The sequence below is a fragment of the Lacticaseibacillus thailandensis DSM 22698 = JCM 13996 genome (genome assembly GCF_001436135.1).
GTDB lineage: Bacteria > Bacillota > Bacilli > Lactobacillales > Lactobacillaceae > Lacticaseibacillus > Lacticaseibacillus thailandensis.
Genome location: NZ_AYZK01000003.1, coordinates 261,298 through 275,795 on the forward strand (window position 1 = coordinate 261,298; position 14,498 = coordinate 275,795).

Here is a 14,498-nt window from a genome sequence, read left to right on the forward strand (position 1 = left end):
AGCATTGACTAGTTGAAAAGTGGGTACAGAATACCAAATAACGCGATTGCCGCGATCACGATACCAATAATGATTTGCGGTAAGCGACCGTGGTCCCGTTCTTTTTTCGGTGGTAGTACCAGCTTATCTTCGTCAGCAATGCGATCGTGAATGTCACGATCAATCAGATTGTTTTTTTTACCTGTCATAATAACCCTCATTATATTGATTTAGCGGTTAAAAGCAATTATTTGCGGAGAGGCGGGACCGATATGAAATTATCTTTATCAAGTAGACGCTACCGTCGCATCACCAAACGCATTATTAAGCGGCGCGAATATTTTGCTACGTTGTCTGATACTAATTTGCAGGCCCAGACGGGCAAGCTGCGTGCTCAGATTAATAGCGGGAGCACGCTGAAGGACATTATGGTGGATGCGTACGCCGTGGTGTGTGTCGCCGATGAGCGGGTCTTGGGTCTAGCCCCCTTTGACAACCAAATTCTAGGGGCTGTGGCCATGGAATTCAACAATATCGTGGAAATGAAAACAGGTGAGGGGAAGACGCTCACCGCGACCATGCCCATGTATTTGCACGGCCTGACGGGTCCGGGTAACTTTTTGATTACCGCGAACAGCTACCTTGCCAACCGTGACGCGGAGCAAATGGGGCGCGTGTACCGTTGGCTGGGCCTGACCGTGATGCCCGGGGTCGCGGCAGAAGGCCAGGATGACAACCAGCGTGATCGGCAAGCCATTTATGCAGCCGATATTGTGTATACCACCAATAGCGGTTTGGGCTTTGATTACCTCTTTGATAATTTGGCTGCTAACCCAACGGAGCAGTTTTTACACGGCTTTAGCTTCGCATTACTCGATGAAGCGGATGCGGTGTTGCTGGACACAGCCTCCACCCCGTTAATTATCTCGGGCGCACCCCGGGTACAGTCGAACTTGTACGGGATGGCCGACCAGATGGTTAAGCTTCTGGACGAGGACCGCGACTATGAGCGGAGTGAAGACACCAAGAACGTGTGGTTTACTGCCGACGGTATTCAGCGCATGGAACGGTTTTTTGGCATTACCGGGTTGTTGGGTGAGCACTATGCGGACTTATACCGCCACTTGGTGTTGGCATTGCGCGCTAACGTGTTACTTGTACGTAATCGGAATTATGTGGTTGAAAACGGTGAAATTATCTTGCTGGACCGGGCAAACGGCCGACAACTACAAGGCATGAAGATGCAGGCGGGGATGCACCAGGCCGTTGAAGCTAAGGAACATCTGCATATTACGCAGGAACAGCGGTCTATGGCCTCCATCACTTATCAGAGCTTGTTTCGGATGTTTCACCAGCTGGCGGGGATGACGGGTACGGCCAAAACGGACGCGGATGAATTTTTGGAAACATACCGGTTAGCCGTGTACACGGTCCCCACGCATAAACCGATGATTCGCGATGATTTGCCGGATAAGTTGTATGTTACCAACACGGCCAAGCTGATGGCCGCACTGGACGTGGTAAAGCGCGCCCACGCTAACCAACGACCGGTGCTCGTTGAAACGGGATCGTTATCGTTGTCCAACTTGTTCTCACGCTTGCTGTTGCGGGAAGGAATTCCTCACAACCTGCTCAATGCGCGTTCGGCCGCTAAGGAAGCCAAAATTGTGGCTGAAGCCGGAAATATGGGTGCCGTGACCGTAGCTACCTCGATGGCCGGACGTGGTACTGATATCCGGTTGGCCGATGGTGTAGTCGAAAAGGGTGGTCTGCTCGTTCTGGGTACTGAACGAATGGATAACCCGCGGATCGATAACCAGCTCCGTGGTCGTGCGGGGCGCCAAGGTGATCCTGGTACGAGTATCTTTTTCACCTCCTTGGAGGACACCGTTGTGCAGGAAAATTCGCCCCGCTGGGTGGCCAAGTATCGTGAACGCCACGCCAGTCGGCGACAACAACAGCTGCGGTTACGGGGCCGGTTTAAGGGTGTGGTGAATGCCGCGCAAAAACGGCTGATGGTTTCACAACGTGCGTCCCGCTTCCAAACCTTGCAATATGGGGAAGTGTTCCGCATTCAGCGCGAAAGTATCTACCGTACGCGGAACCGCGTGATGAATAGCCAAAATTTGGATGCGTCCGTCCAGCGGGTCATTCATAATGTGGCGGCGGATTATGTTCAGCAGCACCCCCAGTACCAGGAAGCGGACATATTGGACTTTATTTATCAAAATGTTGATAGCGACTTTTTGCCGTCTGCCTTGCCGCAATTAGGGCGACCGCAGGAACGGGTGGTCTATTTGGAGCAACTGATTAAGGACCGGATACAACGTAAGCGGCAGCAACTGCCAGCCAACGATCAATGGCAATACTTTCAGCGGGTGGCCATACTCAAAGCCATCGATAATGCCTGGATCGACCAAGTGGATAACTTGGAGTCACTGCAAGCAATCACGAATAATCGTAGTTTGGCGCAACACAACCCTATTTACGAGTACCAGATGGAATCGCAGCGTAGTTACGGTGTTATGCGGGGTAAAGTAAAGTTAAATATCGTCAGAAATCTACTACAATCGGTACTGGTGATGAAGCCAGATGGATCGATCGACTTACAGTTTGCATAGGCGGTGCCTAGAATAGGATGTTTGTATGTCAGACAACCATGAAATAATCAAACGGGTTTCCTGGACCCTGTTCTTAGTAATGATTTTAGCTGCGGGGCAGCAAGTAATACTGCCCGGTGTGGACCAGGTCGCAGCAGCTACAGTATTGAAGCAACCGACCTTCCTGTCCATTTTGAGTAGTGCGACTGGGGGCCGCTTGAACTTACCCACACTGTTTTCGCTGGGATTATCGCCCTACATGACGACGATGATCGTCTGGTCGGCCGTACAGAGTCTGGATTTGAAGAGCATCAATAGTCTTTCCATGAAAAAGGCGGGCCTGATTCAGCGGGTGCTGGTGTTAGTGTTAGCCATCGTACAAGCCATCACCATGATGCGGTTATACGCGTCCGCGCTCCAGCCGTTACACCTCTTCGGTTACCCGTACGACTGGGGGCCATGGGTGACGGGGTTGCTGTTAGTGGCCGGCGCCATGCTGGTGACCTGGTTAGCCGACGTGAACAGCAACCGCGGGATTGGCTCGACCGCCATTATGATTTTGCCCGGGATCTTGTTGAGTACACCCAATTCCCTGCATCAGGGTTGGGGGGATGAAGTTTACAGTTTCTCACCGGAACACCTACTGACGGCTGCCGTTGTTATTTTACTGTTCACGGCTGCGGCGGTTTGGCTATACAAAGGCGAAGTGCGGCTACCAATTCAACGGACGTTGTTAGAAGGTGATTACCGTAATTCATACCTGCCGATCAAGGTGCTCACCGCGGGCGCCATGCCGTTTATGTTTTCCAACTCGTTATTCAGTTTGCCCAAGATGATTATTCAAAACACCGCTTTACGCTGGCAGCCCATTGGGCACACCATCCTGCATTGGACGTCGTATAAGACGGTCAACGGTATGGTCATCTATGCGGTTGTGATTATGTTGCTGGGGTATGCGTTTGGCTACATGAACGTGCGGCCGGTGCAGACGGCTAGACAGTTGAAGTATGCCGGTGATTATTTTCTGAACGTGGTTCCCGGTGACGATACCGAAAGCTTCATCACCAACCACTTTTTCCTGCTGTGTACGATCGGTAACTTGGTGGAAATCTTGATTGGGGTAATTCCACTCATTTGTGGCTTGATTTGGCCCGGCGTGGCTAATTACTCCCTGTTTTTGGGTAACATTTTCATTGTGGTGACCATCTTTGACAACGTCATTGAACAGTTTAGGGCGCTCTACTCAAAGAATCGTTACCGGTTACTGGATTTGTAACTACGCATGTCTAAGGAGTGCATTGCCATGTATTTAATCCCAGGGTTCAATATGGATACGCATAGTTTCGATCAGGACGAAGTTGTGCAGATTGCGCGCATTATGACCGCCAACGACTATCCGTTTAATTTAATTACGGTTACGCAATTACCGGCAATTCACTACCAGTTACGGGAGGCGGGCTTGGCCAACGTTGATGTGTGGCAAGCCTATGATGAGATTCAAGGTATTGATGTGACGGCTGGTACGCCGATGAACGTTAACGAGTTGCCTTTTCCACCGGGAGTGACGCCGGTATACTTGGAGGGGAGCGTGCGGTATTACCAGGGCGAAGACACTTTTGCGCTGGTGCACTTGTACAAGGACGGTTTTGTATGGCAAGTAGACTATCCGCAAGCAGACGGTACGGTGATGACCGATCAGTACGATGATCGTGGACTGTTACTTACACGAACTAAAAGTGCGAGCGATCACGCAGTTCTACTGCGACAATGGTATTCGCCGGCAGGAGATGTTGTCATGATTGCCACACAAGGTGGTGGTGTGCAGATTATGGACGTGGCGGCATCCCGATTTGACCAGCGGCACTACCCGTCGGTGGAGGCGGTGGTCGCTGAAGTACTGGGCCGGCACATTGCGCAAGATCACGATGAGTTAGCCATTACCGGTCCGTTTTCCGGGTTACTCGCGCTACGCTCACTGCGAGACTTACGGCTACGCCTGGGCGTTTTGATGTCGAGCCGCGATTTAGCGGCAGGCGACCGTCTTAAGAATCTGGGTCAGTTAGCCCGGCATGATTTAATTATTAGCCCTACCCATACGGATCTACGCATTATTCAACAGTCGCCGTTGGCCCGTCGGATCAGTCACGTACCCCAAGTGGTGTTACCGACGCGGGCAACCACGTTGAGTCTAGGTGTCAGCAACGAACTGGCCGAGCAAATTATTGCCTGGCGGGTTGGCGATGCCAGTGACAGTCTGGTGCGTCAGGTGATGGCGACACTAACCGCGGGCATGGCCAAGCACGATGATTGGCAGCTCGTCATTGGCACAGCCAGCACCGCGCAGCAAACCGACTTGACCGACCACGTGCAGGCGTGGGTTGCGGACAAGTATGGCGTGGATCTGGACAGTGATGATTACCAACAAGTAGCTGACTATTTCAACGCCAGGGCCCAGGGGCAAATGATGGTTGAAACTGAGCGGGTCGGAGAGTCATTAAAGAAACGGGTAGATTGGAGCGCGTTGAGTGGTGCCTACAGCGTGCTGGCACGTATTGCTATTCGGAAGCCGTTGAGTATCACTGATTGGGGTCAACAGATACACAGCGCCCGCATTGTGATCAATACTGACGGCCAATCAGATTTAAGTTTGCAAGTGCTGGCGGTCAGTGCTGGCATTCCGCAACTGAACATGGCGGCCTCTGATTTACTGATTGACCACCAAAACGGGCGGCTGGTACACGACAGCAGCGATATTGCCCGTGGCTTAGATTATTACTTGGGCACGTTAGCGCATTGGAATCAGGCACTAGTGGTGAACGCACAGCTAATTGAACGGTATTCTGCGGAACGGATTATTGCGGCTTGGAAGAAGGTGATGAGCGATGGCGCAAAGGACAATTAATGTTATCCACATTGGGAGCACGGCTTTGGCACTGGGACGGCTATTAGCCCCGCCGTACCAATATTTTTGGGCCGTGACGGATGATGTGATGCCCGTGGCGAAAAAACCATTGTTCGATGGTGCCAAGTGGAACGCGCAGTACCGTGACGCAGTAGTGCTCATCGACCAAACTTGCCCGTGGTTGAGCGATATTGCCCGGCTACGGGCGCTACCGGCAAACCGCATCATTGTGGCCAATGACGTCGTCTTTTCGGCCGCCGCGGAGCACGTCATGGCGTTAAAGAACGCACAGCGGCTGGACTTCACCGACGTTGAGGATTTAGCACACGTGATTCAGGTTTATTTCTATGACCAGCAGGCGACCTATAAAACGGACTTTACGGAATTGCATATTGATAGTCGCTTTAGCGGCCATATCCAACAAGTTGGTGAAGCTTACCGCGTCGTGACCGGTGATTACGGTGATAGTTGGCAGCATTTGGGTGAAACCACCAACGTTATGTGGTTGCCGGCCAACTACGCTGAACGGGCTGTCATCGAGGTCGAGCGAGTTGACACCACCGTTGATATTATGGCGCGGATACACGTGATCAACGGGGCCCAGAAGGTCAGTGGCAGCTACCAGGCCGTTAACGAGGAGTTACCGGTGGGGGTGGAAGTCCCACCCGCTGATCACCCCACGGGGTTGCAGCTGGACTTCTTTGTGCGTGGTCACGGGCAACTGAACCTCGCCGGGATCCATTTCCGTCGTTCGCGTGGTCAGTATGGCGAGATCCTGGTGGGCGGTCAACGGTTGATGGATCACGCCGGCATGCGGCAAGAAATTATGGCTTATTTCGATCCGGGTGATTTGCGGCCACCACTAAGCGTGTACTTTTCCGGTTACCAAACGGCTGAAGCCTTTGAAGGTTTTGGGATGATGCGGCGTTTTGGTACCCCGTTCATGTTGATCATGGATCCGCGGCTAGAAGGTGGGGCATTCTACCTGGGTAGCGATGACCTCCAGCAACAAGTCCGGGACGTTATCCGGCAAGCCTTACACCGGCTAGGCTTTAGTCATAACCAGTTGATCCTTTCCGGAATTTCCATGGGCACCTATGCCGCGTTATATTACGGGGCTCAGTTACAGCCCTATGGCATTGTTATTGGTAAACCATTGGTAAATTTGGGCAATATTGCCCGCAACGGGCGACTCTGGCGTCCCGAAATGTTAGGTGTTGGTGGGTTTGCTACCGCACTCGACATGGTGCTGACGTACACGGGTGACCTCCATCATCAGAACCTGGACCAAATGAACGCACAGTTCTGGGATGAATTTAAGGGCGGCGATTTTAAGGACACCACGTTTGCAGTGGCCTATATGTATGATGATGATTATGACCAGCGGGCGTTTCCGATGCTCCGCGATTACCTGAAGCAACACTTTCCGGAGACGCGGGTGCTGTACAAGGGCTTAGTCGGTCGCCATAACGATGACACTGGTGGCGTCGTCAACTGGTTCTTATTCCAGTACTGGCACCTACTTGAACAGGGTTTTGGCCGCCGTAACCCGCTGACACATGATCAGCGAACTGCGGGGACCAATGCCGCGACGAAGGCGGTGAATGCCAAATGACCGAGATAATTTATGACTTTTACTGGCCAGTCAATGGCATGGCCACCGCGGGTCATGGCGCCATCATTGATTACGCGGCCAATGGCATAGTAAGCTATCGTGCCCGCCGGCGATCACCAGGGTTTGCGATCCACACGTGGTCTAGTCGCAGCAATGATGCGACGTACGGCCGCGGTCCATACTTACCGCTGTTGCGGAATGACCGTGAATATACGCTGACCGCAGATATTGATAGCGAGCCGGAGGACACCCTGGGTTTGAGCATTAACTTTGTGGATGCGCAGGGTGTGAACGTGCAGCAAATTTTGGAACGTACTCTGGACCTAACGTTCACGGTACCCGACGGGGCGGTGGACTACAGTATCGCCTTAGTGAACTTAAATAATGAGCATTTTAAGTTTTATTCCTTAACGCTGGGGCAAAGTAATGTCCTGGACGGTTACCGACCGGTGCGGCTGTCAACGCCCGGTTGGCACTTGTGGCGTAACGATCGCGGTGGCCCCGCCACCGTCTGGATCATCCCACGTTCTGGGCCAGTGGTTAGCCGGCCGTTTGTACCTGGTGGGGACAATTTGTACTATCAAGTACCGCGTCAGGAGCACGACGCGTTGGAAGTTGGTGAGTTCGTCAACCAGGTCAAACGGTTGGTGGGACCCGAACCACGGGTACGTGGTTTTGGGTTTGGTACGTCGAGTATCGTTGCGGCAGTAAATAAAGCCTTGAAAGCCGATGGAGGTCACTAATGAATTTCTTTATTGATGGAGCAATGGGAATTGGTAATTCTGGTGTTGAGCACGCTGAATTTTATCGTGCAGCCAGGTTTGACCAAGCCAAGATCCCGTATCGATTTGTGTTTGTGGAACTGGTCAAGGAACTACACGAGGCCATGGATAAATGGCACTTACGGGACGACCAGGTCATTAACATGTGGGAGTACTTTGTGCATGACGACGATTATTTGCGGCATGGATTGAAGAAACGGTACCCCACGAGTGAAGATTTGGTAGTGGACGGCACCAACACGCACCGTATTCGTCATTCGGTGACGTCGGCGGGGATGCGCATGGTGTACCACTACGTCAAGTATCCCGACAAGCACGACCCGAATAACAAACTCTTGGTGGTTAGCACCGGGCGAATCGAGTTGTTCAACGTCGAGAGTAACGAACGGCGGGTGATGATCGAGTACGTGGATGATCCTAACCGCAAAGCGTTGATGACGAACATCCACCTGTACCACCAAAACGGGAAGCACTATTTATTCAACAATCTGGTCGACCTGCACCGCTTCTTTTTCCAGCAACTGGACCGTGTCTTTGGCGGCCACAGCACGTTCCTAATCGACCGGGGTGAGGAAAATGAAGTTGCGTTAGCCACCCACAAGATTCCGGACGTGAAGTTGGTGGATGTGATTCATGCGGACCATCTATCCGACCGTGATGTACCCGCGCACCCGCTGTGGAACAACTACAACGAGTTCATGCTACAACATATTGATCTGTACGACCGGGTGGTTGTTGCCACTAAGCTCCAACGCAAAGATCTACTGATCGACTTCCCGCAAGCCACCAAGAAAATTGTGACGATTCCCGTGGGCGGCGTGCGCGATGGTGGTAAGCGGCGTAACAAGCGTAAATTGGGTGACCCAATCAAAATTATTACGGCTAGCCGCTTAGCCAGTGAAAAGCATATTGACCTGGCGATTCGTGCCGTAGCCAAATTACATGATTTAGGTAGCAATATTATCTTTGATATTTATGGTCAGGGTGGCGAGGATAAAAAGCTGAAGCAGACCATTCAGGACGTGCACGCGGAAAAGTACGTGCAGCTGCAGGGGTTGTCGAACGACTTGGAACACGTCTATCCGCAGTATGACGCCTTTATTTCCGCTTCCTTCTCGGAAGGGTTTGGCTTGACCTACATTGAAGCGCTAAACGCCGCTTTGCCCGTCGTTACTTTTAAAGCTCGTTTTGGGGCAATGGAGTTAGTCAAAGACGGCAACAATGGTTTCCTGCAGGAGTTTAAGCGGGATGATGATGATTTTAACGTTGCCCAACTGGTTAAGGGGCTGGAGCGCCTGATGCAAGCTGATTATGGTCGCCTGGTCAAGAACACACAGGCCTCAGTCAAGCAGTTTCAGGATCACGTTATTGCTAACAAGTGGAAGGAGCTTATTCATGGATTACGAGCTATTGACTAGTATTAACACAGCATCTCCCAACTGGGCGGCGATTAAGGCCCGTGTACAGGCAAACAAGCGGCAAATGTTGACGTTGGCCCCCATGCCGGGATTTAGCGGCGTGCTAGCGGCAGAACAGGTGCAGGGCATCAACCTGGTGGATCAAATCACTAGCCGCACCTACGATCCTGATGGCTACCGCTTCTTTAACGACGTGCCGGTGCCCACAAACACGGAAATCTTTATGAATGAGGATGGCAGTATTTCGCTCATTCATGAAGGCATTGAAATCGGCAAGGAGTTCCTATATGCCAATACCCGGCGCCGTGCGCAGGACGTACGGTACCACAACCTTGATGGCACCATGGATTACGTTGAAGAGTACGCCTTTGATGGTAACCGGTTCAGCAATTTGTTCTACTACAATAACGAGTTACAAGAGATGGTCTTTTACGACAATGCGGGCAATGCACGGTTACGCTTCTTTTATTATGGCGGGGCGTTGAACTTTATCACCATTGAAGATCCGCAAACCCACAAGGTACAAACCAAGTACAATACCCAACTTGATTTTTATGCGCATGAGTTAGCCAAAATCGTGGGGCCGCAAGACACCGTGACGATCACCTACTTAGGCGTGGAGCTAGATGCCGTGGCCCAGTCGCCCGCCCACAACGTGCTGGAGATGGTGGAATCCCCTTTGGATGATACGGGCGCGGTGCGCGGTAACCTGGCAGGTATTTTACAGGACGAAATTCCGTATATTCAGGAAGTACGGATGACACGCGCAGACCGTGATGCGGTGGTTGCCGCTGGTATGAGCGACCGTAAAATTACAGTTATAGATGACTGATGAGCCGCTGCGAACCGGTAACGGTGGCAACTGATGGCTGCAACACTATTTTTTAAAAACTTATAGTTTTACTTAGCGTTGCATAATCGTTGTTTATAAAAACAAAAATTTTCTATCTAAAGTTGCACGAGATGAGAGTCCATCGTGTTATAGAATAAAAATCGGGTATTACTTTGAACGGATTCTTTTTGGGAGGGACCCTCATGAATTATTTCAGACGTAAGAGATCAGAGATTTTTAACAACAACAGTAAGGTTCGTTTTAAAATGTTTAAAGCGGGCCGGCAATGGCTAGTAGCTGGAACTGCTTCCTTAGGCGGTTTACTGGGTGGCTTACTCATGTTGCCACAAGGGTTAGCCCACGCGGATACCACGCCGGCGGCCACTAAGCAGGTTGATACGGGGGACGTGCTTGCAACTAAGCAGAGCACGACCATCCCGGCGACCTCGGAAACTAGCTCTAATAGTACTTCTGAGACTAACTCCCAAAGCCAGACCAACTCCGACAGTGCCTCACAGTCGCTGAGTTTATCAGCGAGTGGGTCACTGTCAACGAGCATTAGCGAGTCAACTAGCGTCTCGACCTCGGGAAGTACCAGCAGTACAAGTCTGAGCAATAGTGGTAGCCAGAGTGCGACCAACGTTGACCAGACGAGTAATCAGAATAGCCAAAGTCAAACCAGTAGCCAGAGTGCTAGTGGTTCCGTTTCGGTGTCTTTGTCTAATTCGCTGACTACGACCACCAGTACGAGCAATACTAGTGCCACAACGCAGGACGTGAGTGCCGCGCTGGGATTAGATGGCCATGATATCAGTGCAACGCAGGGAACCAGTGGGTTAAACGTGACCCTGTCCGCTGATGCTACGCTAACTGCTGCACAGGCGACAAACATCGCGCAGTACATGACCCAGCAAGGTATCACGCAGTTAACGATTACCACTGCGGCAGCGGAAATCCTGACCAAGGATAACACCACTACCATTACGTTGTCCGATGAAACCTACGCAGAATCAGCAGTCACTTTGGCCAAGCTAGTAGCTGATGCGCTGTACAACGTCACGGGCAACGCACAGACGATTACTGGCGTTTTGGCCGGTAATAATGCGCCTACTGGTGTGAAGTCACCTACGGGTAGTGGGATCGTTATTTTTGGGATTCGGTTTACCTCTGGGTGGGCGTCACAGCCTTCGAGTAGCACCATTGTTGCTGGTGATTCAGCCACTATCAGTGCTACCTTGGATCAGACGGCAGCGGACGCATTTAACCAGGCTTGGGGCACGGCACTTGATACAATTACCAGTTGGGCTACGTTAGGCCTTATTAGTGCGCCGGCACCTGCTTACTACCTATACCATTACAATTCCACCACTGGCAAATGGGAAAACGCGAGCGCCGATCACAATAGTACCGGTTCCTTCACCGTCACCCTTGATAGCACTGGCGACAATTATTACCAGGTTGTTTACGAGTACGATCCAAGTTTCATTACAAAAATTGCCAACTTAATTTCCCTCAATTTCAGTGGCGGTTCACAAAATTACTACAGCAATGTTGTTGACGTCGCTGTTGTTGCAAAGCCGGTCGCCTCGACTAGTGCGACAGCCTACCCAGACGCTGATTACCTGTTGGACAACGTTAACGTGATTAGCAACGACCTGGGCCTCGACTTTACGACGTCCACGACGCAGGCCCACGTCACATTGGGCCCAAGCAATACCACGGATACTGTGAAGGCGGTTACGTGGAGCAGTAGTGATGCTGGTGTTGCCACTATTGATAGTAGCGGTTTGATTACTGCCGTAGCTGAAGGCTCGACCACAATCACGGCGCATATCACCACCACGGATGGGAATACCTACACCGAAACTTTCACCATTGAAGTTGGTAAAGGGTTGCCGGTTTCGCAAACCGTTACTGAAGGCGATTCGGCGACGTTTGAAGCCAGTGGGGCTGATCAGTTTGCCGAAGTTATTGATGCCGGTGGGACGTTGACCTACCAGTGGTACAAGGGCGATACGGCTATCCCTGGTGCTACGGGTCAAACGTACGAAACGCCGGCCACTACGATGGCGGATAACGGCACGGAGTACAAAGTCCAAATTACCGTTACCTCTGCGGCAGGTAAGAGTACGGTCATTGAAACCAACCCGGCTACGCTGACCGTTATTCCGAATGAAGTCACCGAAAGGACTAATTCTCTGTCGGATTCCGCTTCATTATCGCGTCAGGGTTCGCTGTCCACGGACCAATCGCTATCAATTTCGGCATCCAAGTCGGATTCGCTGTCATTGAGTGACATGCGCAGCAATTCAACGAGTATCTCGAAGAATAGTGTTAGTGATTCCGAGAACATTAATTCTACGTCCGAGTCTATTTCCACTGCCCGTAGCACCTCTCTTTCCAAGACTGCCAGCTTATCGTTATCAGTTTCTGCGTCTGCGCAAAGCAACAGTGGCAGTACAAACGCGTCTACGTTCAACAGTGAGTCAATATCGGCTGATAAGTCGGAAAGTGAGTCCACCAGCAGTTTCTTTAGCGAGTCGGCTTCTGCATCTTTGTCCAAAGCAGCATCGCTGAGCAAGTCGCTTTCAGCATCCCAATCAGCTGAAGATTCAGCCAGCTACTCGACGTCCAGCTCGCTTTCTCGTTCGGAATCAATTGCTAAATCGCAGAGCCTTTCTGAATCGGCCTCAACTTCTGAGTCTCTGTCTGCAAGTGTGTCGGACTCCATCAGTACAGCAACATCGCTGTCCGAGTCTGCTTCGTTAGCTAGACTGGGTGTTGGTGGCACAGAAGACTCGATTCTGCAGTCAGAATCTACCTCGGCGTCACGTTCGGCGTCGCTGTCTGCTTCTACCAGGAACAGTGCATCGGAATCATCAGGGGATTCTGGTGTTGTTTCAGGGTTTTTAGAAGGATCGGTATCCAAGAGCGTCAGCCGGTCTACCGCTACATCAAAGAGTCGGCAGGAGTCGCTGTCACTATCCGCATCTGTATCTGATAGCCTGTCTCAGCAGACGTCACGTAGTCGTTCCGACATCAGCTCCAGATCCCAGTCTGAAAGCTTGAGCAAGGCAGCGAGTGTCTCTGACTCCATTGCCACCAGCAAGAGTCTTTCGGACAGTCTTTCCGAATCGGAATCAAACAAGCAGGCAAGCGATTCCGCCAGCCTATCGGGTTCGGTTAGCGTTTCGAAGCAGGAATCCCTATCTAGTAGCATTAGTGGTAAGGGTTCACAGTCGCAGAGTACCGACACGAGTCTCTCCCTCAGCGCGTCGAAGTCCAGCAGCGACAGCAAGAGTAAGTTTATTTCTGAATCGAACTCGATCAGCGACGACCATTCACGTTCACAATCGGTCTCCACGAGTGAGAGCATCAGCGCCCAGGAATCGGCGTCCAAGTCCGAGAGTATTGAGCAAAGTCAGTCGACGTCGGCGTCCCAGAGCGTAGCGTCGGATAGTGATTCGCTGAACTACTCTGTTTCTATGAGTAAGTCAGCCTCCGCAGCCCACAGTGCTTCGAAGTCTACCTCTGAGTCGATTTCAGCGGCTATTAGTGGCTCGCAAAGTAGTAGCAAGTCCACTGCTAACAGTTTGTCGACGGCCACGTCGTTGAGCAAGTCGGCAAGCCTATCCGGGTCTTTGAGTAAGTCAGCAGATCACAGTGGTTCCACCAGTGCTTCGCAGTCGAAGAGTGATAGTCTTTCAACTGCTTACAGTCAGTCGAAGAGTGCATCATTGAGCTAATCTGATTCCAAATCCGCCGTTAAGAGTGCGTCGGAATCAGCTAGTCGTTCGCAGAGCGAAAGTATCAGTAAGAATCCGTCCACGACGCCATCTGCTTCCACGTCTGCATCCAAAAGCTCAAGTGAAAGTACGAGCAAGTCACTGTCTGCTTCAACGAGTGCATCCGCATCAACGCAGGCTTCGAAGAGCCAGTCACTAAGTGCATCACTAAGTAGCAGCCGGTCGAGCGATCATTCCGGTAGCCAGTCCCTGAGTTTATCTGCCAGCGCAAGCAAGTCCACGGATACTTCGACTAGCAAGTCGGTTACTGATAGCAAGTCTGCAAGCATGTCTGCTTCAGAGAGCGCTAAACAGTCGCGGAGTGCATCGCTTAGCGGGTCGGTTTCTGGTAGTTTGTCAGGTTCGAAGGCTGCCAGCGAGAGTGTTTCGGCTAGCGTGTCACAGTCGGAAGTCGATAGTGAAAGTCTTTCAGTCAGCCTGTCAAATTCAACATCAAACAAGCAGGTTAGCGATTCTGCTAGTCTGTCAGATTCCTTAAGTGAATCAAATCGGGCATCGCAGTCCACCAGCATTAGTAATGAAGGGTCGCTGTCGAATAGCATCGACACGAGTCGTTCGGTCAGT

Annotated in this window: 10 protein-coding genes; 8 read left to right on the forward strand and 2 right to left on the reverse strand. The window is 51.5% G+C overall.

Going from position 1 to position 14,498, the window contains the following annotated elements:
- Positions 1-8: 8 nt before the first annotated feature.
- A complete protein-coding gene (locus FD19_RS06520; RefSeq protein WP_056969412.1) occupies positions 9-188 on the reverse strand; it encodes a hypothetical protein in 180 nt (59 codons plus the stop codon).
- 63 nt (positions 189-251) lie between these two features.
- Here FD19_RS06520 and secA2 point away from each other — a divergent pair, with 63 nt between their 5' ends.
- The 8 genes from secA2 (at position 252) to FD19_RS06560 (ending at position 13,874) form a co-directional block, all read left to right on the forward strand.
- Positions 252-2,600 (forward strand): accessory Sec system translocase SecA2, encoded by a 2,349-nt coding sequence (gene secA2 / locus FD19_RS06525; RefSeq protein WP_056969414.1) that lies wholly within the window; start codon positions 252-254, stop codon positions 2,598-2,600.
- A 25-nt stretch (positions 2,601-2,625) separates the two neighbouring features.
- Entirely contained in the window at positions 2,626-3,855 is a 1,230-nt protein-coding gene (locus FD19_RS06530) for a hypothetical protein (RefSeq protein ID WP_054750507.1), read from the forward strand.
- A 27-nt stretch (positions 3,856-3,882) separates the two neighbouring features.
- On the forward strand, positions 3,883-5,481 hold the full coding sequence (asp1, locus tag FD19_RS06535; RefSeq protein WP_054750508.1) for an accessory Sec system protein Asp1: 1,599 nt from the start codon (positions 3,883-3,885) through the stop codon (positions 5,479-5,481).
- Positions 5,462-7,096 carry an accessory Sec system protein Asp2 gene (asp2, locus tag FD19_RS06540; RefSeq protein WP_056969416.1) on the forward strand — a complete coding sequence of 545 codons (1,635 nt, stop codon included), beginning with the start codon at positions 5,462-5,464 and terminating at the stop codon, positions 7,094-7,096. Before asp1 ends, asp2 begins: the two co-directional genes overlap by 20 nt.
- On the forward strand, positions 7,093-7,839 hold the full coding sequence (gene asp3, locus FD19_RS06545; RefSeq protein ID WP_054750510.1) for an accessory Sec system protein Asp3: 747 nt from the start codon (positions 7,093-7,095) through the stop codon (positions 7,837-7,839). The genes asp2 and asp3 overlap by 4 nt, the downstream gene beginning before the upstream one ends.
- On the forward strand, positions 7,839-9,296 hold the full coding sequence (locus FD19_RS06550) for a glycosyltransferase (protein ID WP_054750511.1): 1,458 nt from the start codon (positions 7,839-7,841) through the stop codon (positions 9,294-9,296). The genes asp3 and FD19_RS06550 overlap by 1 nt, the downstream gene beginning before the upstream one ends.
- Positions 9,274-10,128, forward strand: a complete 855-nt coding sequence (locus FD19_RS06555; RefSeq protein WP_175577027.1) for a hypothetical protein — start codon at positions 9,274-9,276, stop codon at positions 10,126-10,128. Before FD19_RS06550 ends, FD19_RS06555 begins: the two co-directional genes overlap by 23 nt.
- 203 nt (positions 10,129-10,331) lie before the next feature.
- Positions 10,332-13,874 (forward strand): Ig-like domain-containing protein, encoded by a 3,543-nt coding sequence (locus FD19_RS06560; RefSeq protein ID WP_056969418.1) that lies wholly within the window; start codon positions 10,332-10,334, stop codon positions 13,872-13,874.
- A 230-nt stretch (positions 13,875-14,104) separates the two neighbouring features.
- On the opposite strand, the gene FD19_RS09895 is transcribed toward FD19_RS06560, so the two are convergent.
- Positions 14,105-14,498, reverse strand: a 394-nt coding sequence (locus FD19_RS09895; RefSeq protein ID WP_235804144.1) for a hypothetical protein, incomplete at its 5' end; no start/stop codon positions are given.